This is a genomic window from Halomonas shantousis, from assembly GCF_054654615.1.
This window is the reverse complement of sequence record NZ_BAAIER010000002.1, coordinates 1,071,841-1,096,644: the sequence shown is the minus strand read 5'-3', so window position 1 is coordinate 1,096,644 and position 24,804 is coordinate 1,071,841. Positions and strand designations below refer to the sequence as shown.

Genomic DNA, 24,804 nt, shown 5'->3' with positions numbered 1-24,804 from the left:
TGCATTAATGATGCATATCGCGGGAGTCATCAAACACCAGCGCCAGACGAGATCTCGAGCAAACGCATGCCGGCTCATCGATTACCGGCCGAGGGGGATTTATCGCTTTTCTCGACGAGGGAGGTATCGTTCAACCCGGCAACAATATCGGACATCATGGGCAGGAAATCATCCCCATGTCCTGTATTGACGGCCAATGCGTACATATTCTTTATGGTACTGGAAAGCATATTAGACATGCCGGCTTCATCAGCCATGGCGTCAACGTAGCGCATATCCTTCAAACTATTACGCAGCGTGAACTTGTGAGCATCGCGGTCATGTTCAAGAACGTATTTCATGTATGCCTGGTACAGCCCACAGTCCATGCGACTGCCACGGATGACGCTATCGAAGCGGGAGGGTTCGATGCCGACCTTGCTCGCCAGCGTCAGTGCCTCGGCATAGAGCGCACCGTATCCCAGGGAAAGGAAGTTGTTGATGAGCTTCATCTTGTGGCCGTCACCGACACTGCCGATATGCACAACCCGCCCAGCCCAGGTATCCAGCACCGGCCTGATGCGCTCGAAGGTCCGCGCATCGCATCCGACCATGGTATCGAGTTCACCCTCCCAGGCTTCCTTCGGCGAGCGCCCGAGCGGCGCATCGACCAAGGTGACGCCGATCGACTCCAGACGTGCCGCCAGCGCCAGTGTGGAGTTGGGGTCCGACGTGGAAGTATCCACGACGACCGAGCCGGGCCTCAGCCCTTGCTCCAGCCCGTCGGGTCCCTGGAACAGCGCTTCGACTTCGCGCGAACTGGTCACGCAGAGAAAGACGATATCGGATACGGCCGCGACGTCTCTTGGCTTTTCCACCTCCTGCGCCCCGCGCGACACTAGATCCTCTATAGGCGACCGGTTCCTGTGCGCCATGACAGTCAGCGAATAGCCTTTTTCGACGATATTCTTTGCCATTCCGTGGCCCATGAATCCCACCCCAATGAAGCCGACTCGCTTTACTTCCTCAGTCATCTTCCTCTCCTTGTCGCTTCAATCCGTTGCTTCTGCTTCGTTCAACAGCGCGGCGGCGCAGTCTCTTCCCGACCCCGTGCCGGATGCGCAGACCAGCGCCCCGCAGTTCCGAGTTCCACGCATCTCCCTTACATCGACTGCCTGAGCATCCACTCATAGTCTTCGGAACTGGCCACGCGCGGGTTGGTCTTGTGGCTATGGTCGGCAAGCGCTCCCTTGATGATTCGCGGGAACAGCTCCTCCGTTACGCCGAGCTCCGTCAGTCCTGCCGGTAGCCCCAGACGCCCGTTCATGGCCTTGATTGCCGAACCGATCTCATCGGGGCCGCTCAACTGCATGGCCTGCGCGATGCGTTCCAGCTTCCTTTCCTGGCGGACGGAGTCGCTGGCGGCATTGAATTCGATAATCGCGGGCAGAAGAATGGCATTGAGGGTGCCGTGATGCAGGCGCGGGTTGATGCCGCCCAGCGAGTGGCTGAGACTGTGCACGCAACCAAGACCTTTCTGGAAAGCCATTGCCCCCTGCATCGAGGCGCTCATCATGTTCAGTCGCGCCTCGCGATCGCCCGGTTCATGAGTCGCATGTTCGATATGACGCCAGGCACGCCACAAGCCATCCAGGGCGATGCCGTCGGCGGGAGGATTGAATGCCGCGGACATGAAGGTTTCCAGGCAGTGCGCAATGGCGTCCATACCGGTAGCCGCCGTCAGCCGCGCTGGCAGTCCCAGCGTCAATTCGGGATCGCAGATCGCCGACTTCGGCACCAGATGCGGTGACAGCAGCCCCACCTTGCGACCATCGTCCAGAATCAGGATGGCACCGCGCCCGACTTCGCTGCCGGTGCCGGCCGTCGTGGGAATGGCGATCACCGGTGCCGTCGCGTCGGTGATCCGTGCCGCACCGCCTTCGATGACGGCAAACGACTTCAAGGGGCCGTCGTGCGTACCGGCAATGGCTACCCCCTTGGCCAGATCGATGGATGAGCCACCGCCGATAGCGATGATTCCGTCAAATCCGCCTTCACGATACAGGCCAGCAGCCTGACGTACCGCTGCCTCGTTGGGATTTGGAGGTGTCTGATCGAAAATGGTGGCCCGGGAAGCATTGTCCAGGTAGGCCAGTACCCGATCGACGATACCCGCTTCACGTACACCGGTATCGGTCACTACCATGGGATGGTGTATTCCGAGTCGATTGCACTCCTGCTGCAGCACGGCAGACGCACCATAGTCGAACTGAACTTGTGTCACATAATTGATGAGGGCCATGAGAGTGCCTTAATAATTAATTATGGTTTCAGTAAACAGTCTGAATCGATATCGCCAGTTCGTATCTGTGCAAACTTATTTATAAGCCATCGAGCGGCCATCGCCGACACTGCACTTTCGTCTAAGCCAAATCCTCGAGACCCGACTCAACCGGAAATTTTCTATTCATATTTATGGCACATCCATAAAAAACACAAACGAACTTCCCCATGCTATTGACCAAATTACCTGGCGACCTTTACGTCCCCCATCCCCTTTTGGGCAAGGCTATTTTGCCCTCGTCCCGGACGATGCTGCGTCGATGGGCACTTGTAGCGATAACTCAAGGTTATCCCCCGATCCAATATCTTCATCGAATCACGACTCCCGCCGCTGTCTGAATGCATTAGTATGCAAACACAAGAAACACAAGTTCATTTATTAGTTAAAAACCCACCCCAAGAACGATTATTGATATTGAAAATATTTCAGTAAAAACAGATGGTCAAAAATTTTAAACACTACCAAAGTCTACGTAATATGCACATTGAACACAAAAAACGTTATTGCTAGATTAAAAATACCCCTCACAATATCAATAACAAGAGAAGCATGATGAACAGTCCCAGCCTAAAGACACTCAAGAATCTTACCGCCATGGCCCTGCTGACCGTCTCAGGTTCGGTTCTGGCCGCTTATCCGGAAAAGCCCATCACCATCATCGTGCCGTGGGCTGCTGGCGGCGGCACGGATGCCACGGCGCGCACCATTGCCAGTGCGCTCGAGGAGCAGCTTGGCCAGACGATCAACGTCGTCAACCGCACCGGCGGAAGCGGCGTCGTCGGCCACACGGCGATTTCCACGGCCAAGCCCGACGGCTATACCCTCGGCCTGATCACCGGCGAAACCAACATGATGCACTGGCTGGGCCTGACCGACCTGACCTACAAGGATTTCACTCCGATCGGCCAGATCAATTTCGACTATTCCGGCGTTCAGGTTGCCGAAGATGCCCCCTTCGATTCGCTGGATCAGTTGCTCAGTTCGATCAAGGAGCAGCCGGCCGGCACCTACAATGCTTCGGGCACCGGCCTGGGTGGTGTCTGGCATCTGGCCTTCGCCGGCTTCCTGCTCGACCAGGACATCGAGCCCAACAAGGTGACGTGGATTCCCAGCCAGGGGGCGGCACCGGCCATGACAGAGCTCGTTTCCGGCGGCATCGACATCGTCCCTAGCTCGGTCCCCGAAGCCCGTTCGATGATCGAGGCCGGCAAGGCGCAAAGCCTGGGCATCATGGCTCCCGAACGGCTGGACAGCTTCCCCGAGGTGCCCACCGTCAAGGAAGCCATCGGCAGCGATTACACCATAGGTGAGTGGCGCGGCATCGCCGGCCCCAAGGGGATGGACCAAGCGATCGTCGACAAGCTCGAGAGTGCGCTGGAAGCGGCCTACAACAGCGAGACCTACCAGGGCTTCATGGCCAAGCAGGGCTTCGGCACGGAGTGGCGCAACGCCGAGGACTTCGAAAAGATGATGGGCGAGATGGACCAGGAATACGGCAACATCATCGAAAGCATCGGTCTGAAGAAATAACAGGGCTTCCCCATGAAAGACGTCATCCTGGGGCTGTGTTTCATGGTGGCAGGCATCGTCACGATCTCTGTCGCCCGACAATATCCCACCATGCCCAGCCTGCAGTTCGGCCCGTCGCTGTTTCCCTCCCTCATTGGGGGAGGGTTTTTCATAGGTGGCCTGGTGCTCGCGGTCAGCCAGTTCCCGACGCTGCGTCGGCGCGCCGGCGAAGGCCGCGTCGTCCAGCCCGTCGACTACCAGGCCATCCTGGTCTCCCTGCTCCCCTGCGCCTTGATCGTGTTTTACATCCTGGCCAGTGACTATCTGGGCACCGCCATCAGTCTGGCCACGATGATGTTCGTACTGATGCTGGTGCGTAAAACGCCATGGCTTCTGGCATTGGGCGTCTCCGTAGCCGCCTCCCTGGTCATTTATTTCATCTTCTCACGCTATTTGCTGATACCCCTTCCCGAAGGGCTGTTGAGCGCTGGAGGTTAAATTCATGGATGCCTTGCTCCAAGGACTTCAGCTCGTCTTCAACGGCCAGACGCTGCTGGTGATTCTCGCCGCGGCGGCGTTCGGTATCTTCGTCGGCGCCGTTCCCGGCCTGACGGCGACCATGGCCGTGGCGCTGCTGGTGCCGATCACCTTCTACATGGACCCGACGCCGGCCATCGCAGCGATCGTCACCACTTCGGCCATGGCTATCTTCGCCGGCGACATTCCCGGTACCTACCTGAACATTCCCGGCACACCGGCGTCGGCCGCTTACGTCGGCGAATCCTCGCAGTTGGCCAAGAAGGGCCGCGCCCGGGAAACGCTGGGCACCAATCTGGTCTGCTCGGTTTTCGGCGGTCTGTTCGGGACCGTCATTCTGGTCTTCGTCTCCCCCTCGCTGGCGGAAGTCGCGCTGAAGTTCAGCTCTTACGAGTACTTCTGGCTGGCGCTGCTGGGGTTGAGCAGCTCGATCTTCATCTCGATCGGCTCCAAGACCAAGGCCTTTCTCTCGTTGATGATCGGTCTGCTGCTGTCCACCGTGGGCCTGGACATGATGAGCGGAGCGCCACGCTTCACCTTCGGCATTCCCGATCTGATGGCGGGCATCAACTTCATCCCGGTAATGATCGGCATGTTCGCGCTCAACGAGATCATGAGCTTCTACGGCTCGCGCGTCGAAGCCAGGAATCCGCCAGCCCTCAGCAAGGACAAGGTGTTCGGGCAGGTGCCTACCCACGTGAGGAAGTACTGGCGCAACATGCTGCGCGGCAGTTCGATCGGCACGCTCATCGGCGCCCTGCCAGGTGCCGGTGCAGACATCGCGGCCTGGATCGCCTACGCCGCCGGCAAGAGTCGCTCGAAGGACAAGGCGGCCTACGGCACGGGGCACATCGAGGGCATCGTCGATGCCAGCTCCGCCAACAACTCGGGCATCAGCGGCGCCTGGGTGCCGGCCCTGGTGTTCGGCATACCCGGCGACTCGATCACCGCCATCGTGATCGGTGTGCTGTACATGAAAGGGATGAACCCCGGGCCGACGATCTTCATGGAGGGCAGCGGTCTGGTGTATTCGCTGTTCGTGGTGTTCTTCGTCGCCAACCTGATCATGCTCCCGATCGGCTACCTGGCCATCCAGTCGTCCAAGGTCTTCATCCTGACCCCGCGCAAGATCCTGATGCCGATCATTCTGTGTTTCTGCATCGTCGGCGCCTTCTCGATCAACAACTCGATCACCGATGTCTGGATCATGCTGCTCGTCGGCATGGTGGCCTACATCCTGGCGCGCTGCGATTTCCCCATGGCGCCCGCCATCCTCGGGCTGGTGCTGGGCACCACGCTGGAAAACAGCTTCATGAGTTCGATGCTCAAGTCCAATGGTGACCTGCTGAGTTTCTTCTCGCGTCCGATCAGTGCCTCGCTGGGTGCGCTGGTCATCCTGATCTGGGTCTCGCCCCTGCTGGCCAGGCTCTATCAACGCCTGCGCAGTAAACAGCCAGATAGGACGCCGAACACCTGAACCATCAGATGATGCGAATTAGACCGAGGAACATTCCATGCAGATCCCAGCCAACAGGTTTAGAGCGGCACTGACTTCAGATACGACCCAATACGGAATCTGGGCCGGATTCGGCACCGGCTATGCCGCCGAGATCGTTGCCACGACAGGCTTCGACTGGATGCTGATCGATGGTGAGCATGCCCCCAATACCGTGCCGTCGATCCTGGCCCAGTTGCAAGCGGTCGCCCCGTATGACACGTCACCCGTCGTTCGCGCCGTCAACAGCGATGTCGCGCTGATCAAGCAGTTGCTGGACATTGGCGCGCAGACGCTGATGATCCCCATGGTCGAGTCCGCCGAGCAGGCCATGGCACTGGTCAGCGCCATGCGTTATCCCTCGTTCGGCATCCGGGGCCTCGGGGGCGGTCTGGCCCGGGCCACGCGCTGGGACGGCATCGCCAACTACACGAACTCCGCCCACGAGGAGCTGTGTCTGATCGTGCAGGTCGAGTCGCGCAAGGGAATCGAGAATGTCGAGGCGATCGCCGCGGTCGATGGTGTCGATGCCGTGTTCGTCGGCCCGGCCGACCTCTCCGCCGGGCTCGGCCATATTGGCGACCCCGGGCATGCCGAGGTTCAGCAGCAGATACGCCACGCCATCAATGCCACTCTGGCCGCCGGCAAGGCGCCCGGCATTCTTGCCCCGCACGAGGAGGATGCTCGCCGCTATCAGGAGTGGGGCTGTCATTTTATAGCAGTGGGCATCGATATCAGCCTGTTGCGCCAGAGCGCCCTGGCCACGATTGCCCGCTACAAGGGCATCGAAACACTGACCTCTTCGCGTCTTTATTGAGACTTCGCCGGCCATAAGCCATGACAACGCTGGCTTCCAGCGTGCCAGTACGCATCAGGAACGCTCGATCATGACACTCGACAATAAGACGGCATTGATTACCGCAGCCGCCCAGGGCATTGGCCGCGCCACCGTGGAGCGCTTTCTGGCCGAGGGCGCAACCGTGATTGCCACCGACATCGATACCTCGGCCCTCGAGGATCTGAAAGGTGCCGACATTCGGCGTCTCGATGTGACCGATAGCGCCGCCATCATGCATTTGGTGCGCGAACTGCCTGACTTGGATGTGCTATTCAACTGTGCCGGCATGGTCCCGGGCGGTACGGTCCTGGAATGCGACGATGCGACTTGGGAGCGCAGCTACGCGCTCAACGTCACCTCCATGTTCCACATGATTCAGGCCTTTCTGCCCGGCATGCTCAAGCGTGGCGGTGGCAGCATCATCAACATGGCCTCGCTGGCCTCCAGCGTGAAGGGTATTCCCAACCGCTTCGCCTATGGCACCACCAAGGCGGCCGTGGTCGGATTGACCAAGTCGGTGGCGGCCGACTTCATGACGCAGGGCATTCGCTGCAATGCCATCTGTCCCGGCACGGTCGAATCGCCCTCGCTGCATCAGCGCATCGAGGCGCAGGCTCGCCAGCAGGGACGCTCCCTGGACAAGGTTCTTCAGGAGTTCATCGCCCGCCAGCCGATGGGCCGTCTGGGGCGCCCCGCGGAGGTTGCGGCCCTGGCGGCATTTCTAGCTTCCGACGAGGCCGCCTTCATCACCGGTACCTGTCAATTGATCGACGGCGGCTGGGCAAACTGACGCCGCCTGCCTATGCACTCAAAGGAGAACGCATTAATGAAACTGTTGCGCTTTGGCCTCAAGGGTCAGGAAAAGCCCGGTCTACTCGCAGCCGATGGCACGCTTCGCGACCTGTCTGCCGTCATCGGCGACTTGGCCGGAGACGCGCTGGCCGATGAAGCATTGCAGCGCCTGCGCGAGCTGGACACCGAGCAACTGCCGAGCGTGCCCGAAGGGACCCGCTTGGGCCCGTGCGTGGGGCATGTCGGCAAGTTCATCTGTATCGGCCTCAACTACTCTGACCATGCCGCGGAGACGGGCTCCAAGGTTCCGCCGGAACCGGTGATTTTCAACAAGTGGACCAGCGCTATCTGCGGACCCAATGATGATGTCGAGATTCCGCGTGGCTCAGAGAAGACTGACTGGGAGGTGGAGCTCGGCGTGGTGATCGGCAAGGGCGGACGCTATATCGACGAAGCCGACGCCATGACGCATGTGGCGGGTTACTGCGTAATCAACGACGTCTCCGAGCGCGAGTTCCAACTCGAGCGCAGCGGCAGCTGGGACAAGGGCAAGGGCTGCGACACCTTCGGTCCTCTGGGGCCATGGCTGGTTACCCGCGACGAGATCGACGACCCGCACGAACTCGACATGTGGCTGGAGGTCGACGGCAAGCGCTACCAGAACGGCAACAGCCGCACCATGGTCTACCGTATTCCCTATCTCGTCGCCTACCTGAGCCAGTTCATGAGTTTGCAGCCGGGCGACGTGATTTCCACCGGCACGCCACCCGGGGTGGGTATGGGTCAATCTCCTAAAGTCTTCCTGCGCGAAGGTCAACGCATGCGCCTAGGAATCGAAGGCCTAGGCGAACAGGAGCAACACGTCGTTCAGGCTTGATAGCGATTATCCTGCAGAAAGTGCTCGGGTGCCGATGCCCTCCGGCAGGCCATGGCAATTAACGCATCTTTCAGCCGCTGTAATCTTGATGGCATCAACGCAAACAAAGACAGCAAATAAAGACAACAAGGATAAATGTCATGAGTAGAGTTCTGCTTAAGGGGGCTGTTGCTCTGGCCCTGATCGCTGCCTCAAGCTCGGTTCTGGCCGATTATCCCGAAAAGCCCATTACCATCATCGTGCCGTGGACCGCCGGTGGCGGAACCGATACCACGGCGCGCACCATTGCCAGTGCCCTCGAGAAAGAGCTGGGCCAGACTGTCAACGTGGTCAACCGCACCGGCGGCAGCGGTGTCGTCGGGCATACCGCCATTGTCCAGGCCAAGCCTGATGGCTATACGCTGGGCTTGGCGACGGTCGAGGTCAATATGATGCATTGGCAGGGACTGACTGACCTGACCTATGAAGACTTCACGCCGATCGGGCAAATCAACTTCGATTATGCCGGTATTCATGTAGCCGATGGCTCACCCTTCGACTCGCTCGAGACACTGGTCGCATCGGTCAAGGAACAGCCCAAGGGCACTTATGTGGCATCGGGTACCGGCCTGGGCGGTATCTGGCACATTGCGTATGCCGGTTTCATGATGGATCAGGGCATCGCCGCCGACAAGGTAACCTGGATTCCCAGTCAAGGGGCTGCGCCGGCCATGACCGAGCTCGCCGCGGGCGGTGTGGATATTGCCGCCAGCTCGGTTCCCGAAGCCCGCTCCATGATCGAGGCCGGCAAAGTGCGAAGTCTGGGCGTCATGGCTCCGGAGCGGCTCGACAGTTTCCCCGACGTTCCCACCATTGAGGAAGCCGTTGGCAGTAACTATCAGAATGGCGCATGGCGAGGCATTGTCGGTCCCCAGGACATGGACCCTGACATCGTGGCCAAACTCGAACAGGCCCTAGAAGCCGCTTACCGCAGTGATGAATACCAGAGCTTCATGTCCAAGCAGGGTTTTGGTACTGAGTGGCGCAACTCGAAGGACTTCGGACAGTTCATGGCCGAAATGGATACCGAGTTCGGAAAAATAATGGAGAGTGTCGGCCTGAGCCGATAAGGCCGACTCCGTGAGGTGATTGCTTCGAGGCGCTGTTGGCTGATGGCCGACAGCACACCATGACCATCGCCAAGACACCGCCACGATGCCTGGCCTGCCATGGAGGCTCGCTCCTCTTCACTCGCAGAACGCAAGGTTTCACAAGCGAAGCGCTCAGACATCCCGGTCTGGGCGCCCCGATGAAGCTCGTCAGGTAACTGCACGGCACTTACCCCGACAAGACGCCGAGAATCCTATGACACGTTACACGCAAGGCTGGCTGCAGAACACGTTGGTTGCTCTCTTCACGGAGAGCGGTGCATCGCGCGAGGTCAGTGAGACCACGGCCCGTATCCTGATCCAGGGCGATCTGCTGGGCCACCATACCCATGGCGTCAAACTGGCCAATGGCTATCTGCGCGATCTACAGGCGGGTCACGCCAAGGGCGACCCGTCAATTCTAGACATTCAGGAAACCAGCCCGGTCGCCGCCCTTTTCGACGGCCATTACCTGCTCGGCCCCTACCTGGTTCAGCAGGCCCTGGAACGCTGCGCTGCAGCGGCAGGCGAGTTCGGCATCGGGATTGTCAGCATCAGGCGTTCCCATCATATTGCCTGCCTGGCCGCTTATCTCCAGCCCTTCGTCGAGCGGGAGCTAGTGCCGATCGTCATGACCTCGGATCCTGCCGTCAAGTCGGTGGCCCCTTTTGGCGGCGTCGATCCGGTCTACACACCCGACCCCATCGCCATGGGAATTCCCGGCCGGGTTCAACCGGTGATGCTGGATGTCAGCATGTCGACGGTTACCAACGGCAGCGTGGCCAAGGCCAGGGCCGCCGAGACTCGGCTACCGCATCCGGCCATCCTGACCAACGACGGGCATGTCAGCGACGACCCGGCGGATTTCTTCACCACTCCCTCGGGCAGCATCCTGCCGCTTGGCGGTATGGAGTTCGGTCACAAGGGCTTTGCATTGGGCCTGATGGTCGAGGCCTTGACCTCGGCGTTGAGCGGCTTCGGTCGCAAGGATGCCCCCACCGGCTGGGGCGCGTCAGTGCTGGTGATGGTCATCGACCCGTCACGCTTCGGCGGCAAGGAAAACTTTCTGGACGAGACCGATCATCTGGCGAAGCAGTGCCTTGGCTCACGGCCCATCGACCCATATCGTCCGGTGCGCCTCCCCGGACAGGCGGGCCTGGAACGACGCCAAGCCTACCTCGCCGACGGGATTCCGTTACCCGACGATGTCGTCACGGAGCTGCGCCAGGCAATCGAGCGCTCGTCACTCAGGGGTACCATTGAAATCTGAAGCGGCCCGACAGCGCCCTGCATGGGCCGGACATGTCGGTCCACTTTGAAGGAAGGTGAAATATGCATAACGACAATAAGATCGGCTTTCTTGGCACAGGCATCATGGGGGCGCCGATGGCGGGGCGCTTGGCCAATGCGGGCTATCAGGTCAAGGCATGGAACCGCACGCTCAGCAAGGCAGAGGCCCTTGTCCCGCTGGGCGTCGAGGTCGCCAACACGCCCAGCCAGGTAATCACCGATGCCGATGTGGTCATTGTCATGCTCAGTTCCGGCCCGGTATGCGACGAGATGCTGCTGGGGGCGCAGAGCATCATCGAGACCATGCCACGCGAAAGTTTGCTCATCGTGATGAGTTCCATACCCGTCGATAGCGCACGGCGCCAGGCCGAAGCGGCGGCGGCACGCCATATCCAGTATCTGGATGCACCGGTATCAGGCGGCGAGCAGGGTGCCATCGAGGGCAAGCTTGCCATCATGGCCGGGGGCGAGCCCGCCGCATTCGAGCGCGCCAGTCCCGTGCTTGCGCCTCTGGGCCATTCGGTAAGGGTCGGCCCGGCCGGTACCGGGCAACTGGCCAAGCTGGTCAATCAACTGGTCGTCGCCAGTACCATCGCGACGGTCTCCGAAGCGATGCTACTGGCCGAACGCGGCGGCGCCGACCCGGCCAAGGTACGTGAAGCGCTGTTGGGTGGCTTTGCCGATTCCACGATACTGCGCGCCCATGCGCCGCGCATGCTAGCGCGGGACTTCACGCCCGGCGGCCCCTCGAAATGGCAGTTGAAGGATACCCGAACGGCCGTGTCGCTGGCCGAGGAGCTGGCCTTGGATCTCCCCGTGGCGTCACTGGTAAATCAGCTTTTCGCGAATCTGGTCGCGCATGGCGATGGCGAACTGGACCATAGCGCGCTGTTTCGGGAGCTGAGACGGCGTAACAATCTGCCGCTCTGATCCCAGCCCCTCCCCTGTCGTTCTTCAGGACAGGTAGCCGGGCACTTCGATCTGGCCCGTGTCACGAAACCGGGCCAGCCGATCCATGACCTTGAACTCGGAGTGTTCAAGATGCTCCGCTAGTGCCCGGCTCGCCAGTTCCGTCTGCCTGTCACGCATTCTTTCGAAGACCCTGCGATGCTCGTCGAAGAAGGGATCATGCTGTGGAAATGCGATGGCCGAGCCCAGCAGGTGCTTGCTGACCAGAAGGATAGGTTGGGTACGCCGTAGCATCATCATGATCTCGCGGTTCCCCCCCTTGCCGACTACCCTCTGATGCAGATCATTTTCCAGCTCGTCCAGCAGCGAGCCCTTGATGTCCGGATAACGCCGGGCCGCGTCATCCAGCTTTTCGATGTAACCGAGGATTTCCTGCTCGGGCATGCTTCTGCTGGCCTGGGCGATCATGAAGGGCTCTAGCTGACGACGAGCCTCGTAGAGGTTATGCAACCGTTCATCATCCAGAGGAACCACCGTCCAACCGGTATACTTCACCTTCTCGATGAGCCCCAGAGACTGCAGGTGCAGCAGAATACGGTGAGTGATCGTACGGCTGACCTGAAGATGTTTGGCAAGCTGCAACTCATTCAGCTCAAATCGACCTTTCATGGAGCAGAGCACGATATCCCGCTCTACCCGCCCGGCGAGATCAGGCCATTCGTCGCTGCGCTTGACCTGCGCCTTCCCACCTGCCGCACGGAAGTCCGCCTCCGCGAGCGTGCGCCGGATGATCTCGTCGGGCCGGGAGCCGACGAGATAGCCTCTCCCGTCGAACCGGCAGATCCGCCCTTCTTCATGCAGCTGTCCCAGCGTCTGGCGTACGGGAGAGCGGCTCATGCCGAAGATTTCGGCAATGTTTCCCTCCAGCAGCACAAGCCCGGATTCCAGATGGCCGCTGTCGATGCTGTGCGTCAAGGCATCATAAAGCTGTTCTTTCAATGTCTTGGCCATATGTCTCTTATCAGCGATACGAATCAGGTAACGGCGCCCACCGACCAGGGCACGAATTCGTTGTTGCCATAGCCAAGGGACTCACTGGCGCTCATTTCGCCTGAAGCGACGGCGATGATTTTCTCGAAGATCTCTTCGCCGACTTCCTGGACACTTCTGTCGCCGTCCACGATAGTGCCGCAATTAATATCCATGTCCTCAGCCATTTTCTCATACATGGCGGTATTGGTTGCCAGCTTGAGACAGGGCGCCGGCTTGAAACCGGAGACGGAACCGCGCCCGGTCGTGAAACAGACCACGTTGGCTCCCGAGGCGATCTGTCCGGTCACCGAGACCGGATCGTATCCCGGACTATCCATGAAATTGAAACCGGGCACGGTCAGTGGCTCGGCATATTCGAGAACGTCGTTGAGGCTAGAAGAGCCGCCCTTGGCGACGGCACCTAGCGATTTTTCCAGGATAGTCGACAGGCCACCGGCCTTGTTGCCGGGCGAGGGGTTGTTGTTCAGTTCAGCGCCGTTGATCTTCGTATAGTGTTTCCACCAGGCGATGCGATCCAGCAGCTTGCGCGCCACACGCTCCTCGACGGCGCGGTCGAGCAGCAGATGCTCCGCGCCATAGATTTCAGGCGTTTCGCTGAGAATCGTGCTGCCTCCATGCTGAACGAGCAGATCCGCAGCATGCCCCAGCGCAGGATTGGCCGTGATGCCTGAATAACCGTCGGAGCCACCGCACTGCAGGGCGAGCCACAGATGGCTCAGTGATGCTGGCTGGCGCTGAGCATGCCCGTATTGCTGCGCCATCTCCATGACCTTCTCTCTGGCCAGGCGAATGCTGCCTCGTGTGCCTCCCGCCTCCTGAATATTGAAATAGAATATGCGTGAATTGTCCGACAGACCGGACTTCTCCACGAGTTGCCTGACCTGGTTGGTCTCGCAGCCCAACCCGATGATCAGCACGAAGGCGAAGTTGGGATGCCGAGCGTAACCGCTGATGACCCGCTCCAGAAAGGCGAAGCCTTCGGACTGAGCGTTTATCGCGCAGCCGGAACCGTGAGTCACCGAAACGACGCCATCGAAGCCCAGCTCTTCCAGCTCGTGCGAGGCATTGAGCTGTTCCGCAGCGACCTTAGACACCGTCGCGGAACAGTTCACCGTGGAGAGAATGCCAATATAGTTGCGCGTCCCCACCTGGCCATCGCTGCGATGGTAGCCGTTGAATGTTCTCTGTGAATTGGTGATCGGCGTTTTCGTGGCGGGCCTGAACGACTCCAGGGTTGTATCGCGCTCCAGCATCGACAGGTTATGGGTGTGGACGTGCTCGCCGATTTCGATATCGCGGCTGGCCAGTCCGATGACCTGACCGTATTTCAGAATGGGCTCATCCTTGGCAATACGGTTCAGGGCCACCTTATGGCCCGCATCGATGTTCTGCCGGCTCAAGTGCTGACTGTCATCGACAGGAAAACTTTCGGGAATGGACTGGGAAGCGACACCTACATTGTCGTTATCGCTCAGCCTTATTACCGAAACTGGATTGTTTATAAGTTCCATAGTCTGCCTCTAACGGTCACGGATATAGCCTGAGCAAATCCAGAACATTGTTTTAGACGATATTGCCTGAACTCTATCGGTTTACTGCATAGCGTCGATTAGACGATCGTCTAAAAAATGTTCATTGACCGCAATATACATATTTCAGGTGATTCGCCCCGGCATCTGCTATGTCGAAGCCTGGCGGATATCTGGCAGGCAGCACGTGGCCGTTGCCGGTACGTTCTCCGCAACGACGGTGCAGCTCAGGTCAAGGTAACGACGCGTCGAGCTCGGCTTTGCCCAAGGAACGCAGCGCAGCCACCAGTTCGCTGGCGGCGGAAGAGAGCAACTCGCCTTTCCGCGTGATGATGCCGTAATAGTCGAGTGGTTTGCCGATGACGAGAGGCAATGTCTGATACTGACCAGCGGCCAGCGGGCTGCGCAACACCGAGCACGGCAAAACCGTCAGCATGTCCGAGGTCTTGAGCAGTTGAAGAATCGTCTGGGTGGATGTGGTCTCGATCACGCTACTCGGCGAGAAGACGCCGGCCTCGGCCAGAGCCGCCTCGAACACGCCGCGCATCGGGCTGGTGACAGGATGCAGCACCCAGGGCCAGCGGCTGATCTCGTCCAGCCCCACGTCATGCTCGAGCAGAGGGTGGCCGCTGCGGACGACGACCCGCAGGGGCTCTTCGCGCAGCGGCTCGAAATCGAACAGGTTGTGCTGGCTGCTGCTGGTCAGGCGTCCGATGACCAGATCCAGGCGCTTGTACTCCAGTTCGACCAATAGACGGTCGCTCGACTGCTCCAGAAAACTGATCGCCAGGCGCGGGCGGCGATGCTTCAACTCGGCAAGGGCTGCCGGCAGGATTTCCGGGGCGGCCGCCGGAATCGCGCCGATCATCAATTGCCCGTACCCTCCATTGCGCAGCGCGCCAATCTCCTCCATCAGGCGATCCGCATCGTTGAGCAGAATCCGGGCATGGCGCACGACATGCTCTCCCAGTTCCGTCAGGGCCATGGCCCGCGGCTGGCGCACGAATATTTCAAAGCCGAAGAAGCCTTCGAGATCCTTGAGCATTTTGCTAGCCGCCGGCTGGCTGAGATGCATCCGGCGCGCCGTGACATGCATGTTGCGGCTGTCCGCCAAGGTGGTCAGCAGAACGAGATGCTTGAATCTCAACCAACTGGCGAGCTGTATCGGCGTGTCCGATGACATGGAGCCTGGCCTGACGATAGGAATCTCTGAACGATAACCCAAGGTAATCAATACTACAAAAACTTCGATTGGATCGTTATTGCGGCACGCATCTAGGCTGAAAGAAGCTTCGTATACGCCAACTATCACAATATCCACGAGCAGCCAGGTAACACCAGCAATGACCACGATCACCCATCTGGATGTCAAAGACATCCGCTTTCCCACCTCCCGCTCACTGGATGGGTCGGATGCCATGAACGAGGCACCGGACTACTCGGCAACCTATGTCACCCTGCACACCGACAATGGCCAGGGCCCCACGGGGCACGGGCTGACGTTCACGATCGGTCGTGGCAACGAGGTCTGCGTCGCTGCCGTCGAGTCGCTAAGCCGGCTGATCGTGGGATGCTCACTGGACTCGATCACTGCCGACATGGGCCGCTTCTGGGAAGGGCTCATCACCGGTGACAGCCAGTTGCGCTGGCTGGGGCCCGAAAAGGGCGTCATTCATCTGGCCACCGCCGCGATCGTCAATGCCGTCTGGGATTTATGGGCAAAAGTGGAAGGCAAGCCGGTCTGGAAACTGCTGGTGGACATGACGCCCGAAGAACTGGTGCGCTGCCTGGACTTTCGCTTCGTGAGCGATGTACTGACCCCCGAGGAAGCCATTGCTCTGTTAAAGCGCAACGAAGCGGGAAAGGCCGAGCGGGAACGGGAAATGCGCGAACATGGCTACCCGGCCTATACCACTTCCGCAGGCTGGCTCGGCTATTCCGACGACAAGGTTCGCCACTTGGCGCGTGAGGCGCTGGCCGAGGGCTGGACGCATTTCAAGCAGAAGGTCGGCGGCGACCTGGCCGAGGACCGTCGACGTACCGCCATTCTGCGCGAGGAGATCGGCTGGGAGCGTCCGCTCATGATGGATGCCAACCAAGTGTGGGACGTCGACGAGGCCATCGCCAACATGCGTGACTTGGCCCAGTTCGAACCGCTATGGATCGAGGAACCGACCAGCCCCGACGACATTCTCGGCCATGCCGAGATTCGCGAGCGGATCTACCCCATCGGCGTGGCTACCGGCGAGCATTGCCATAACCGCGTCATGTTCAAGCAGATGTTCCAGGCCGGTGCGCTCGACTATTGCCAGCTTGATGCGGCACGTCTGGGCGGTCTCAATGAAGTGATCGTAGTGCTGCTGATGGCAGCCAAATACGACGTCCCCGTCTGTCCGCACGGGGGCGGCGTGGGACTTTGCGAATATACCCAGCACATTTCCCTGTTCGACTACATCGCGGTATCCGCCTCGCTCGAGGGGCGCATTCTCGAGTATGTCGATCATCTGCACGAGCATTTCATCGATCCGGTGCGCATTCACCGGGGGCGCTACCAGGTACCGGAAGCTCCGGGATACAGCATCGCCATGCATGAGGCCTCACTCGAGCACCATCGCTATCCCGAAGGCGAGGCCTGGAATCCATCATAGGCCTCCAATTAATTGGCCAACTACGACTAACGATCAAGTCACACCGGGGATGTCTGGGTTTATGTTCAACATTCAGGCAATCCAAAGCAGACATGCTGTTGGCCAACGAATTGCGCAGCCAACGTACAACAACAATTCTGCTGCAAGTCGCAATGTGATCGGTGTCATTCGTGACACACATGCCAGCACCAACCATTAGTTCTGGAGGACAGGATGACAACAACCACAACGTCACGCTTCGCTTCCATCGTCGGCGGCGCTTTGCTCGGCTTGACTGCGCTCAGTGCCTCCGCGGCGACCGAAATGCCGCCCTTACCCGACGTCACAGGTGATACCGTCAAGGCCGATGGCGACTTCAAGATCAAGTTCAGCATCGGTACCACGGAATCCGGGGCGCAATACCGAGGTCTTGAGTATTTCGAGAAGATTGTCGAACAACGTAGCGACGGGCATATTCAGGTGGATCTCTTCCCCGGCGCTCAGTTGGGTGATGATCGCCAGGCTACCAGCGCTCTTCAGGCCGGCACGCTGGAAATGACCATGCCCTCCACTTCCCCGCTGGTGAATATGTTCCCGCAGTTCGCGGTCTTCGACCTGCCATTCCTGTTCCCCAAACCGGAAATGGCCGATGCCGTGCTCGATGGCGAGATCGGCCAGCAGATGCTCGAAGACGCGTCCTCGCAAGGTCTGGTCGCCATCGGCTGGGGTGAGAACGGCTATCGCCAACTGACCAACAGCCAGCATCCCGTCGAAAAGCCGGCGGATCTCGACGGCCTCAAGATCCGCACCATGGAGAACGAACTTCACCTGGATATCTGGCGGACCCTGGGCGCCAACCCCACACCGATGTCATTCGCCGAGCTTTTTACAGCGCTTGAGCAAGGCGTCGTCGACGGCCAGGAAAACCCTTGGATCACCATCGAATCTTCCAAATTCAATGAGGTTCAGGACTACGCCACCGAGACCAACCACGTCTACACGCCGTTCATCACCCTGGTATCCAAGCGTTTCTGGGACCGTCTGCCGGAAGATTATCAGCAATTGCTGCGCGACGCGGCGACCGAGATGGGCGACTACCAGCGTGAAGTCAGCCGTACGCTGAACGATCAGATCAAGCAGGATCTGAAAGCTTCCGGCATGCAGATCACCGAGCTCAGCGACGCGCAGATCCAGGCCTTTCAGGATAAGCTGGAACCGGTCTACGAAGATTGGCGCGACAAAATCGGCGGTGAGCTGATCGACGATATCCGCGACCAGGTACAACAGGCACAAAAGCAACAATAATCGCCGCGCGCCTCAGTACCATTAGTTTGCAGGGAAGGTCGGCCACGACCTTCCCTGCCTCGGCCTCACCATGATAAGCATCCCTCCCTGGAGGCTTCATGAAGTCACGTTCGGGTAACGCCTACTTGAACAAGCTGATAAGCGGATTGGACGTTATCATCGGGCTCCTCGTCATTGGCGTGGTCATCACCGTATCGATGAACGTCTTCGGCCGTTTTCTGTTCAACTACTCCTTTGCCTGGGCGGAGGAAGTCTCACGCTTGTTCTTCATCTGGATGGTACTACTTGGCGCAGGCATCGCCAGTTTGACCAATCAACATGTCGCCGTAACCCTGTTCAAGGACAAGGCGCCCCCCTTACTGCAAAAATTCTTCGCCGTACTGGCAGCGGCGATCATCTACGCGGTCTGCATCAGCATCTTCGTCGGTTTCGACGGCATTATTTCGGGCTACGTGGGCACGACCCCCTTTCTGGGCATTTCCAAGACCGTTCTCTACAGTGCGATGGTGGTCATGGCAGTGCTGACTCTCATCGGCAACACCCTGTTTCTCTACAAAGTCTTCAAGCGAGGTGCGGCATGATTTTGTGGAGCATTCTGCTGGGGTTGTTCGCCTGTATCGTGATCGGCATGCCGATCTCGTTTGGCTTGGCCGCGATCTGCCTGTTCATCTTCTACGTCGCCGACTATGGCCTGACCACGCTGGTCTCGCAGGCGATCAATGGGCTTGACTCCTTTCCGCTGCTCGCCATCCCCCTGTTCATCCTTATCGGCGAGGTCATGAGTTCAGGCGGCATCGCCAAGCGCCTGGTACGCCTGGCCAGCGCCATGGTGGGCTTCATCGCCGGCGGGTTGGGCCAGGTGACCGTGCTGACCTCGATGTTCTTCGGCGGCATCAGCGGCTCCGCCGTGGCGGATGCCTCGGCGGTAGGCAGCATGATGATCAACCCGATGAAGCAACACGGCTACTCGGGGCCACGCGCCACCGCCATTGTCGTCGCCGCCTCGGTGGTGGGCATCATCATTCCCCCATCGATTCCGATGATACTTTTCGGGGTGGTGACCGGCACCTCGATTTCTCAGCTCTTCATGGCCGGCATCGTGCCGGGGATTCTAATCACCATGGGCCTGGCCCTGGCGACGTACTTCCAATCCAAGAAAACCGGCGCCGCTCAACCGTTCGACTTCCAGGAACTCGTCGCCGCACTCAAGGACTCGGTGCTCGCGTTGCTGCTGCCGGTCATCATCGTCGGCGGGATTCTCAGCGGCGTCTTCACGCCTACCGAAAGCGCCGCTGTAGCCCTGCTGTACGCTCTGGCAGTGTCGATGTTCGTGTATCGCAGCCTCACCTTGAAGAGCTTCTTCTCGCTGTGTGTGGCCACCGGCCGCTTGACCGGGGTGGTCCTGCTGCTGCTGGCATTTGCCAGCGTCCTGGCGTGGCTATTGACCGCCAACCTGATTCCTCAGCAGATCGTCGTCATGCTCTCGGAGTTGTCCCAGAACAAGTACATCATCCTGGGCATTCTGACGCTTTTCCTGCTGATCGTGGGCTTCTTCATGGACCTCACCCCGGCCATGGTCATTCTTGCGCCGCTGATGACACCGGTGGTCGTCAAACTGGGCATCGACCCGGTCTACTTCGGTGTCTTGATGTCATTCGTGCTCGGCATCGGGCTGATTACCCCGCCCGTGGGTACCGTTCTCTATGTCGGCTGCGGAGTCGGCAGGGTCAGCCTGGAAGATCTGGTCAAGAGCCTGCTTCCCTACTATTTCACCCTACTGGCTCTGCTTGCGCTGTTCCTCTTCGTGCCGGGAGTCGTGTTGTGGTTCAAATAAGTCAACAGGAAGGCAACATGATCGAGAAATCACCCCGCTTCGTCGAGCAACTCGTTGCGCTGCTCGGCCCGGAGGGCGTGCTGCAAGATCCAATGGATCATGAGCGCTACGTCAAGGACTGGGCAGGCGATCGTCTGGGCATGCCGCTGACAGTGGCCCGCCCCGCTTCCACCGAGCAGGTCGCGGAAACCGTGAAACTGTGCCGACAGCACGCCATACGCATGGTCGCCCAAGGCGGGCATACCGGTCTCGTGCGCGGCGCGATGCCCGATCCGGACCGGCCGGAGCTGATCATCAGCCTGGAACGGCTGAATCACATTCGCACCATCGATCCGCTCAATTTCAGTATCGCGGTGGATGCCGGCTGCGTCCTGGAAGAGGTCCAGAACGCCGCTTTGGCCGAGGACTGCTATTTTCCGCTTGCGCTGGGCGCCCAAGGCAGTTGCCAGATCGGCGGCAATGTCGCGACCAACGCCGGCGGTCTCAACGTGCTGCGCTACGGCATGATGCGTCAACTGGTTCTAGGGTTGGAGGTAGTACTGCCCGACGGGCGCATCTGGAACGGCATGCACGCCCTGCACAAGAACAATCGCGGCTACAGTCTGCAGCAGTTGTTCATTGGCAGCGAAGGTACGCTGGGCATCATTACCGGCGCCGTGCTCAAGCTGTTTCCGCGCCCCGTGAAGAGTCTGACGGCGATGCTTGCCGTCCCTTCGGTGAATGCGGCGATGCGGCTCTATGCCCGAGCACGTCGTGAATGCAGCGATCTGCTTTCGGCCTTCGAACTGATTCCCCGCGGATGCATCGAACTGGCACTGGAAGCCGCTCCCCAGCTCAGCGATCCAATGGACGATGCCCACCCCATCTACGTGCTGCTCGAACTCGCTGCCACCGGCCCGGTGGATCTCGGCGAGATGCTCGAGTCCCTGCTCGAACATAGCATGGAGGAAGGGCTGGTACTCGACGGCACCCTCGCCTCCAGCGAAGCGCAGTCCCGCCGGCTGTGGCAGTTCCGCGAAAGCATGCTGGAAGGTCAGCAGATGCGTGGCGAGCATCTACGTACCGACATTTCGGTGCCCATTTCCCGGCTCGCCGACTTCGCCAATGCCGCCACCCAGACGGTGAACGCTCAATGGCCCGATGCAACGGTGATCGCCTATGGCCATGTCGGCGACGGCAACCTGCATTTCAACGTATTGCCGCCGGCAGCGCTTGATGAGACGAAAAAGAAAGCGCTACTGCACGAGATCGAAATAGCGCTGTTCGAAGTTGTCGATCGTTTCGATGGCAGTATCAGCGCCGAGCACGGCATCGGCCGCGTCAAGCAGGAGGCCTATCTGCAGCGTGTCAGCGAAGTGGAACTGGAACTGCTGACCGGCCTCAAGCAGCTTTTCGATCCCGATCAATTGATGGCCATGGGGCGCATCCTGCCTGCTCCAGGATCGTGAACCGGGCCCAGGAATACGCCTGATAGATCAGGGTTCCGCCGGATCGGCCAGCCATCGTTTGAGCTATCGGCAGATTCCACGATGCCAGTCAGATTCGATGGCCTCGCAGAACAAAAAGGGCGGCCCGGTGGGCCGCCCTTTATCGTCAACAGAAGTGCTTAGAAGCCGCGCGCCAACAGACGCTTGCGCTGGCGCTCCTTGCGTGGACGTCGGCGTCCGAAGGAACCCCGATTGATCTTGCCGCGTTTGCTGCGCGCATCACCTTTTGCCATGTGTCCTCCTCCTTGCAGATCGATGTCGGAACGGAATTCACCTTCCTGAGCCTGGAAAAACCTGTGCACGAGGTCAAGTGGAGCGTGCCGATGAAAGCAGGACAAAAAAAGCCGAAGCCCGGAATGGTTCCGGACTTCGGCTCATGGCGGCGCCTTACGGCGCTACGACGGCTCACGGCTTGGGCGTGAGCCGCCTCACTCAGGATGCCTGCGAGCGGCGGCGTACCGGCGCGTCATCGTCGTTGCGACGACGCGGGGCGCGCTCGGGAGCGCCGCGATCTTCGCTGATCTCCAGTGCGCGACCGGCGACACGGGCACGGGCCATCTTGGCCAGGATGCTGGCCGGCAGCGAACTGGGCAGTTCGACGACCGAGAAGGCATTACGGATATCGATACGTCCGATGCGCGAGCCTTCGATGCCACCCTCATTGGCCAAGGCGCCGACCAGTTGGCCCGGCTTGACGCCATCCTTGTGGCCCACGGAGACGCGATAGCGCGTCATGCCCTCGGAAGGACCGCTGTCGCGGCGGCGCGGCGGCTTGCCGTCACGCGGTGCCGACGTACGCTCACGGTCGTTGCGCGCTCCCGGCTTGGGCAGGCGACCGATCGGAGCCTCATCTGCACGCGCCATGGCGGCAAAAGCGCAGGCCAGTTCGACCGGATCGTGGCCTTCGCCGATCAGCCGCTCGACCAGCGCACGCTGCTCTTCGGTACCGGCCGTCAGTGCACCGATCACGCGCTCGCGAAAGCGCTCGTCACGGTGGGCACGAATCGCCGTCTCATCGGGCAGCTCGGTGTCGGTCATGGTCTGACCGGTGGCCTGCTCCAGCCAGCGAACCTTGCGGGTCTCACGGACACCGGCGAAGGTGATCGCCACACCCGAGCGTCCGGCCCGGCCGGTACGGCCGATGCGGTGCGTGTAGGCTTCGCTGTCCTGCGGCAGGTCGTAGTTGACCACGTGAGTGATACGCGGCACGTCGAGGCCGCGAGCCGCCACGTCGGTAGCGATCAGGACATCGATCTTGCCCTTCTTGAGCCGCGCCACGGTACGCTCACGCAGGCTCTGGTCCAGGTCACCGGACAGCGCGGCGGCATTGATGCCACGGGCGGTGAGCTGCTCGACCAGGGTGGTACAGGCGGCACGTGTACGCACGAAGACGATGGCGGCGTCCACCGGCTCGACCTCGAGGATGCGCGACAGCGCTTCCAGCTTGGCGCCACCGTCGACGCGAACCAGACGCTGGTCGATGCTCGCCGCGGTGTCGGCCTTGGACTCGATGGCCACCTTGACCGGATCAACCAGATAGCGGTTGACGATGCGCTCGATCTCGGCCGGCAACGTGGCGGAGAAGAACACACGCTGGGCGTTCTTGGGCGTATCGGAGACCACACGCTTGACGTCGTCGATGAAGCCCATGCGCAGCATCTCGTCGGCTTCGTCGAGCACCAGGGCGGACAGGCCGTCGAGCTTGAGGCTGCCGCGATCGAGGTGATCGATGACACGGCCCGGGGTGCCCACGATCACCTGAGCGCCACGACGCAGCGCGCCGAGCTGCTCACGGTATTCCTGGCCACCGCACAGGCTGGCCACTTCCAGTCCCTGCAGGTTCTGGCCGTATTTGGTGAACGATACCGCCACCTGCTGGGCCAGTTCGCGGGTCGGCGCCAGCACCAGTACCTGGGGCTCACGACGGGTCAATTCGAGCTTGGTCAGCAGCGGCAGCGCAAAAGCGGCCGTCTTGCCGGTACCGGTCTGGGCCTGGCCCAGCATGTCACGGCCTTCCAGCAGGGCCGGTATGGTCTGCGCCTGGATCGGCGAGGGCATTTCGTAGCCCAGGGTTTCCAGAGCGGAAAGTACAGCAGATGACAGCGCCAGGTCGCCGAAGCTCGGCGAGGCAACAGAAGTCGAGGTCATATAACACCTTGAGTAACCGGTAATCACCGGCGGGAGAATGTTGTGGCGCCTTGTCGCTTCTGGTTGCAGTTCGCATGAACATGGGCAACGTGACATGGCACCGGGTCGCACCTGCGTGCTGTTCGTTTCACGGCCGTCACCACGGGATGCGGTGAAGGACGAACAGTGTGGCGACCTTATACGCCGGGCCGAATTGGCATCAGCGGCGTTCCATCTATGCACCCAGGCGCTTTCTCAGCCACTCGTAATCCATCGTGGTCTGTGCGCCTTGCGTAGGAATCGTCCCAATGCCATGCCCTTCAGGCATCGACAACAGAGTCAGGGGCGAATCAGCAGGATGGTGGGGTCAACACATGCGAGGAGAGCGCGCATACTACCATCGTCGAGAATGCCTGTCTAGTGTATGGTGGGAATGTTCATTGGTAGCCGGAAAATGCCATGCCGCCTAACTCTTCATTGTCTGCACCTACCCTCTGGATCGACGCCGATGCCTGCCCGCGTGTGGTACGTGACATTCTGATCCGTGCCGCCGAGCGCACCCGAATCGTTGCCTGGTTCGTCGCCAACCATCAGGTGCCACTGCCGTCCTCCCCCTGGGTCAAAGCCTTGGCCGTGACCAGCGGCCTCGACGCCGCCGATCAGGAGATCGTGCGCCGCGCCGCTGCGGGGGATCTGGTGATCACTTCCGATCTACCGCTGGCCATGGAGGCGATCGAGAAAGGTGCCGAGGTGATGACCTCTCGGGGCGAGGCGCTGACGCGGGATAACATCCGCGCCAGAGTCCAGATGCGTGACTTCATGGAAACCCTGCGCGCCAGCGGCGAACACACCGGCGGCCCCAAGGGCTATTCCGATGCCGATCGACGCGATTTCGCCAACGCTCTGGATCGCTGGCTGGCCCGGCATCGCTGATCTCGGCAGACACCTCTGCACCGGGTCCAGATGCGGCTTTTCAAGACATGCATGGAAACCCTGCGCGCCAGTGGCGAACACACCGGCGGCCCCAAGGGCTATTCCGATGCCGACCGGCGCGATTTCGTCAACGCTCTGGATCGCTGGCTGGCCCGGCATCGCTGATCTCGGCAGGCACCTCTGCACCGGGTCCAGATGCGGCTTTTCAAGAC

23 protein-coding genes are annotated in these 24,804 nt (G+C 60.2%); 16 read left to right on the top strand and 7 right to left on the bottom strand.

All coding sequences use genetic code 11. The features are described 5' to 3' along the window. Positions 1-74: 74 nt before the first annotated feature. On the bottom strand, positions 75-1,013 hold the full coding sequence (locus tag ACYQ12_RS05735; RefSeq protein WP_459868989.1) for an NAD(P)-dependent oxidoreductase: 939 nt from the start codon (positions 1,011-1,013) through the stop codon (positions 75-77). A gap of 128 nt (positions 1,014-1,141) precedes the next feature. Next, entirely contained in the window at positions 1,142-2,281 is a 1,140-nt protein-coding gene (locus ACYQ12_RS05730) for an iron-containing alcohol dehydrogenase (protein WP_459868987.1), read from the bottom strand. A gap of 591 nt (positions 2,282-2,872) precedes the next feature. Here ACYQ12_RS05730 and ACYQ12_RS05725 point away from each other — a divergent pair. The 9 genes from ACYQ12_RS05725 to ACYQ12_RS05685 all read left to right on the top strand — a co-directional run bounded on the left by ACYQ12_RS05725 (position 2,873) and on the right by ACYQ12_RS05685 (position 11,718). Continuing rightward, the gene (locus ACYQ12_RS05725) at positions 2,873-3,853 is read left to right on the top strand and encodes a Bug family tripartite tricarboxylate transporter substrate binding protein (protein ID WP_459868985.1); all 981 of its coding nucleotides are present in this window, start codon (positions 2,873-2,875) and stop codon (positions 3,851-3,853) included. Between the two features lie 12 nt (positions 3,854-3,865). After that, positions 3,866-4,330, top strand: coding sequence for a tripartite tricarboxylate transporter TctB family protein (locus ACYQ12_RS05720; protein WP_459868983.1), 465 nt, complete (start codon positions 3,866-3,868; stop codon positions 4,328-4,330). Positions 4,331-4,334: 4 nt separating this feature from the next. Continuing rightward, on the top strand, positions 4,335-5,846 hold the full coding sequence (locus ACYQ12_RS05715; RefSeq protein WP_459868981.1) for a tripartite tricarboxylate transporter permease: 1,512 nt from the start codon (positions 4,335-4,337) through the stop codon (positions 5,844-5,846). Positions 5,847-5,883: 37 nt separating this feature from the next. Continuing rightward, positions 5,884-6,681, top strand: a complete 798-nt coding sequence (locus ACYQ12_RS05710) for an aldolase/citrate lyase family protein (protein ID WP_459868979.1) — start codon at positions 5,884-5,886, stop codon at positions 6,679-6,681. Positions 6,682-6,751: 70 nt separating this feature from the next. Next, positions 6,752-7,492, top strand: a complete 741-nt coding sequence (locus tag ACYQ12_RS05705; RefSeq protein ID WP_459868977.1) for an SDR family oxidoreductase — start codon at positions 6,752-6,754, stop codon at positions 7,490-7,492. Positions 7,493-7,528: 36 nt separating this feature from the next. Further along, on the top strand, positions 7,529-8,371 hold the full coding sequence (locus ACYQ12_RS05700; protein ID WP_459868975.1) for a fumarylacetoacetate hydrolase family protein: 843 nt from the start codon (positions 7,529-7,531) through the stop codon (positions 8,369-8,371). A 140-nt stretch (positions 8,372-8,511) separates the two neighbouring features. Continuing rightward, positions 8,512-9,480 carry a Bug family tripartite tricarboxylate transporter substrate binding protein gene (locus tag ACYQ12_RS05695; protein ID WP_459868973.1) on the top strand — a complete coding sequence of 323 codons (969 nt, stop codon included), beginning with the start codon at positions 8,512-8,514 and terminating at the stop codon, positions 9,478-9,480. A 235-nt stretch (positions 9,481-9,715) separates the two neighbouring features. Next, complete coding sequence (locus tag ACYQ12_RS05690) at positions 9,716-10,768, top strand: Ldh family oxidoreductase (protein ID WP_459868971.1); 1,053 nt, start codon at positions 9,716-9,718, stop codon at positions 10,766-10,768. Between the two features lie 62 nt (positions 10,769-10,830). After that, positions 10,831-11,718 (top strand): NAD(P)-dependent oxidoreductase, encoded by an 888-nt coding sequence (locus ACYQ12_RS05685; RefSeq protein ID WP_459868969.1) that lies wholly within the window; start codon positions 10,831-10,833, stop codon positions 11,716-11,718. Positions 11,719-11,742: 24 nt separating this feature from the next. Here ACYQ12_RS05685 and ACYQ12_RS05680 read toward each other — a convergent pair whose 3' ends face one another. From ACYQ12_RS05680 to ACYQ12_RS05670, 3 genes are all read right to left on the bottom strand, one after another. After that, on the bottom strand, positions 11,743-12,708 hold the full coding sequence (locus tag ACYQ12_RS05680) for a GntR family transcriptional regulator (RefSeq protein WP_459868967.1): 966 nt from the start codon (positions 12,706-12,708) through the stop codon (positions 11,743-11,745). A 23-nt stretch (positions 12,709-12,731) separates the two neighbouring features. Then, a complete protein-coding gene (locus ACYQ12_RS05675) occupies positions 12,732-14,261 on the bottom strand; it encodes a UxaA family hydrolase (RefSeq protein ID WP_459868965.1) in 1,530 nt (509 codons plus the stop codon). A 250-nt stretch (positions 14,262-14,511) separates the two neighbouring features. Then, positions 14,512-15,462, bottom strand: coding sequence for a LysR substrate-binding domain-containing protein (locus ACYQ12_RS05670; protein WP_459868963.1), 951 nt, complete (start codon positions 15,460-15,462; stop codon positions 14,512-14,514). 160 nt (positions 15,463-15,622) lie between these two features. Between ACYQ12_RS05670 and ACYQ12_RS05665 the strand changes: the two genes are divergently transcribed. The 5 genes from ACYQ12_RS05665 to ACYQ12_RS05645 all read left to right on the top strand — a co-directional run bounded on the left by ACYQ12_RS05665 (position 15,623) and on the right by ACYQ12_RS05645 (position 21,493). Further along, a complete protein-coding gene (locus ACYQ12_RS05665; RefSeq protein ID WP_459868961.1) occupies positions 15,623-16,927 on the top strand; it encodes an L-fuconate dehydratase in 1,305 nt (434 codons plus the stop codon). A gap of 213 nt (positions 16,928-17,140) precedes the next feature. After that, positions 17,141-18,211: a TRAP transporter substrate-binding protein gene (locus ACYQ12_RS05660; RefSeq protein WP_459868959.1), complete on the top strand. Its 1,071-nt coding sequence runs from the start codon at positions 17,141-17,143 to the stop codon at positions 18,209-18,211. Between the two features lie 98 nt (positions 18,212-18,309). Next, on the top strand, positions 18,310-18,792 hold the full coding sequence (locus tag ACYQ12_RS05655) for a TRAP transporter small permease (protein WP_459868956.1): 483 nt from the start codon (positions 18,310-18,312) through the stop codon (positions 18,790-18,792). Further along, positions 18,789-20,045, top strand: a complete 1,257-nt coding sequence (locus ACYQ12_RS05650) for a TRAP transporter large permease (protein ID WP_459868953.1) — start codon at positions 18,789-18,791, stop codon at positions 20,043-20,045. Before ACYQ12_RS05655 ends, ACYQ12_RS05650 begins: the two co-directional genes overlap by 4 nt. 17 nt (positions 20,046-20,062) lie before the next feature. Next, positions 20,063-21,493, top strand: a complete 1,431-nt coding sequence (locus ACYQ12_RS05645; protein ID WP_459868950.1) for an FAD-binding oxidoreductase — start codon at positions 20,063-20,065, stop codon at positions 21,491-21,493. 158 nt (positions 21,494-21,651) lie between these two features. Here the strand turns inward: ACYQ12_RS05645 and ACYQ12_RS05640 are convergent, their stop codons facing one another. Further along, entirely contained in the window at positions 21,652-21,765 is a 114-nt protein-coding gene (locus ACYQ12_RS05640; protein WP_459868947.1) for a 30S ribosomal protein THX, read from the bottom strand. A gap of 199 nt (positions 21,766-21,964) precedes the next feature. Beyond that, positions 21,965-23,680: a DEAD/DEAH box helicase gene (locus ACYQ12_RS05635; RefSeq protein WP_459868944.1), complete on the bottom strand. Its 1,716-nt coding sequence runs from the start codon at positions 23,678-23,680 to the stop codon at positions 21,965-21,967. Positions 23,681-24,118: 438 nt separating this feature from the next. On the opposite strand from ACYQ12_RS05635, the gene ACYQ12_RS05630 reads away from it, so the two are divergent. Together ACYQ12_RS05630 and ACYQ12_RS05625 are read left to right on the top strand one after the other, a co-directional pair. After that, complete coding sequence (locus tag ACYQ12_RS05630; protein ID WP_459868941.1) at positions 24,119-24,592, top strand: YaiI/YqxD family protein; 474 nt, start codon at positions 24,119-24,121, stop codon at positions 24,590-24,592. 51 nt (positions 24,593-24,643) lie between these two features. Next, positions 24,644-24,757, top strand: a complete 114-nt coding sequence (locus tag ACYQ12_RS05625; protein WP_459868938.1) for a DUF188 domain-containing protein — start codon at positions 24,644-24,646, stop codon at positions 24,755-24,757. The last annotated feature ends 47 nt before the right edge of the window (positions 24,758-24,804 follow it).

What these genes read in the sequence shown, in the direction of transcription:
- ACYQ12_RS05735 (WP_459868989.1), bottom strand. Translation starts at nt 1,013, where the DNA reads ATGACTGAGGAAGTAAAGCGAGTCGGCTTCATTGGGGTGGGATTCATG.
- ACYQ12_RS05730 (WP_459868987.1), bottom strand. Translation starts at nt 2,281, where the DNA reads ATGGCCCTCATCAATTATGTGACACAAGTTCAGTTCGACTATGGTGCG.
- ACYQ12_RS05725 (WP_459868985.1), top strand. Translation starts at nt 2,873, where the DNA reads ATGATGAACAGTCCCAGCCTAAAGACACTCAAGAATCTTACCGCCATG.
- ACYQ12_RS05720 (WP_459868983.1), top strand. Translation starts at nt 3,866, where the DNA reads ATGAAAGACGTCATCCTGGGGCTGTGTTTCATGGTGGCAGGCATCGTC.
- ACYQ12_RS05715 (WP_459868981.1), top strand. Translation starts at nt 4,335, where the DNA reads ATGGATGCCTTGCTCCAAGGACTTCAGCTCGTCTTCAACGGCCAGACG.
- ACYQ12_RS05710 (WP_459868979.1), top strand. Translation starts at nt 5,884, where the DNA reads ATGCAGATCCCAGCCAACAGGTTTAGAGCGGCACTGACTTCAGATACG.
- ACYQ12_RS05705 (WP_459868977.1), top strand. Translation starts at nt 6,752, where the DNA reads ATGACACTCGACAATAAGACGGCATTGATTACCGCAGCCGCCCAGGGC.
- ACYQ12_RS05700 (WP_459868975.1), top strand. Translation starts at nt 7,529, where the DNA reads ATGAAACTGTTGCGCTTTGGCCTCAAGGGTCAGGAAAAGCCCGGTCTA.
- ACYQ12_RS05695 (WP_459868973.1), top strand. Translation starts at nt 8,512, where the DNA reads ATGAGTAGAGTTCTGCTTAAGGGGGCTGTTGCTCTGGCCCTGATCGCT.
- ACYQ12_RS05690 (WP_459868971.1), top strand. Translation starts at nt 9,716, where the DNA reads ATGACACGTTACACGCAAGGCTGGCTGCAGAACACGTTGGTTGCTCTC.
- ACYQ12_RS05685 (WP_459868969.1), top strand. Translation starts at nt 10,831, where the DNA reads ATGCATAACGACAATAAGATCGGCTTTCTTGGCACAGGCATCATGGGG.
- ACYQ12_RS05680 (WP_459868967.1), bottom strand. Translation starts at nt 12,708, where the DNA reads ATGGCCAAGACATTGAAAGAACAGCTTTATGATGCCTTGACGCACAGC.
- ACYQ12_RS05675 (WP_459868965.1), bottom strand. Translation starts at nt 14,261, where the DNA reads ATGGAACTTATAAACAATCCAGTTTCGGTAATAAGGCTGAGCGATAAC.
- ACYQ12_RS05670 (WP_459868963.1), bottom strand. Translation starts at nt 15,462, where the DNA reads ATGTCATCGGACACGCCGATACAGCTCGCCAGTTGGTTGAGATTCAAG.
- ACYQ12_RS05665 (WP_459868961.1), top strand. Translation starts at nt 15,623, where the DNA reads ATGACCACGATCACCCATCTGGATGTCAAAGACATCCGCTTTCCCACC.
- ACYQ12_RS05660 (WP_459868959.1), top strand. Translation starts at nt 17,141, where the DNA reads ATGACAACAACCACAACGTCACGCTTCGCTTCCATCGTCGGCGGCGCT.
- ACYQ12_RS05655 (WP_459868956.1), top strand. Translation starts at nt 18,310, where the DNA reads ATGAAGTCACGTTCGGGTAACGCCTACTTGAACAAGCTGATAAGCGGA.
- ACYQ12_RS05650 (WP_459868953.1), top strand. Translation starts at nt 18,789, where the DNA reads ATGATTTTGTGGAGCATTCTGCTGGGGTTGTTCGCCTGTATCGTGATC.
- ACYQ12_RS05645 (WP_459868950.1), top strand. Translation starts at nt 20,063, where the DNA reads ATGATCGAGAAATCACCCCGCTTCGTCGAGCAACTCGTTGCGCTGCTC.
- ACYQ12_RS05640 (WP_459868947.1), bottom strand. Translation starts at nt 21,765, where the DNA reads ATGGCAAAAGGTGATGCGCGCAGCAAACGCGGCAAGATCAATCGGGGT.
- ACYQ12_RS05635 (WP_459868944.1), bottom strand. Translation starts at nt 23,680, where the DNA reads ATGACCTCGACTTCTGTTGCCTCGCCGAGCTTCGGCGACCTGGCGCTG.
- ACYQ12_RS05630 (WP_459868941.1), top strand. Translation starts at nt 24,119, where the DNA reads ATGCCGCCTAACTCTTCATTGTCTGCACCTACCCTCTGGATCGACGCC.
- ACYQ12_RS05625 (WP_459868938.1), top strand. Translation starts at nt 24,644, where the DNA reads ATGGAAACCCTGCGCGCCAGTGGCGAACACACCGGCGGCCCCAAGGGC.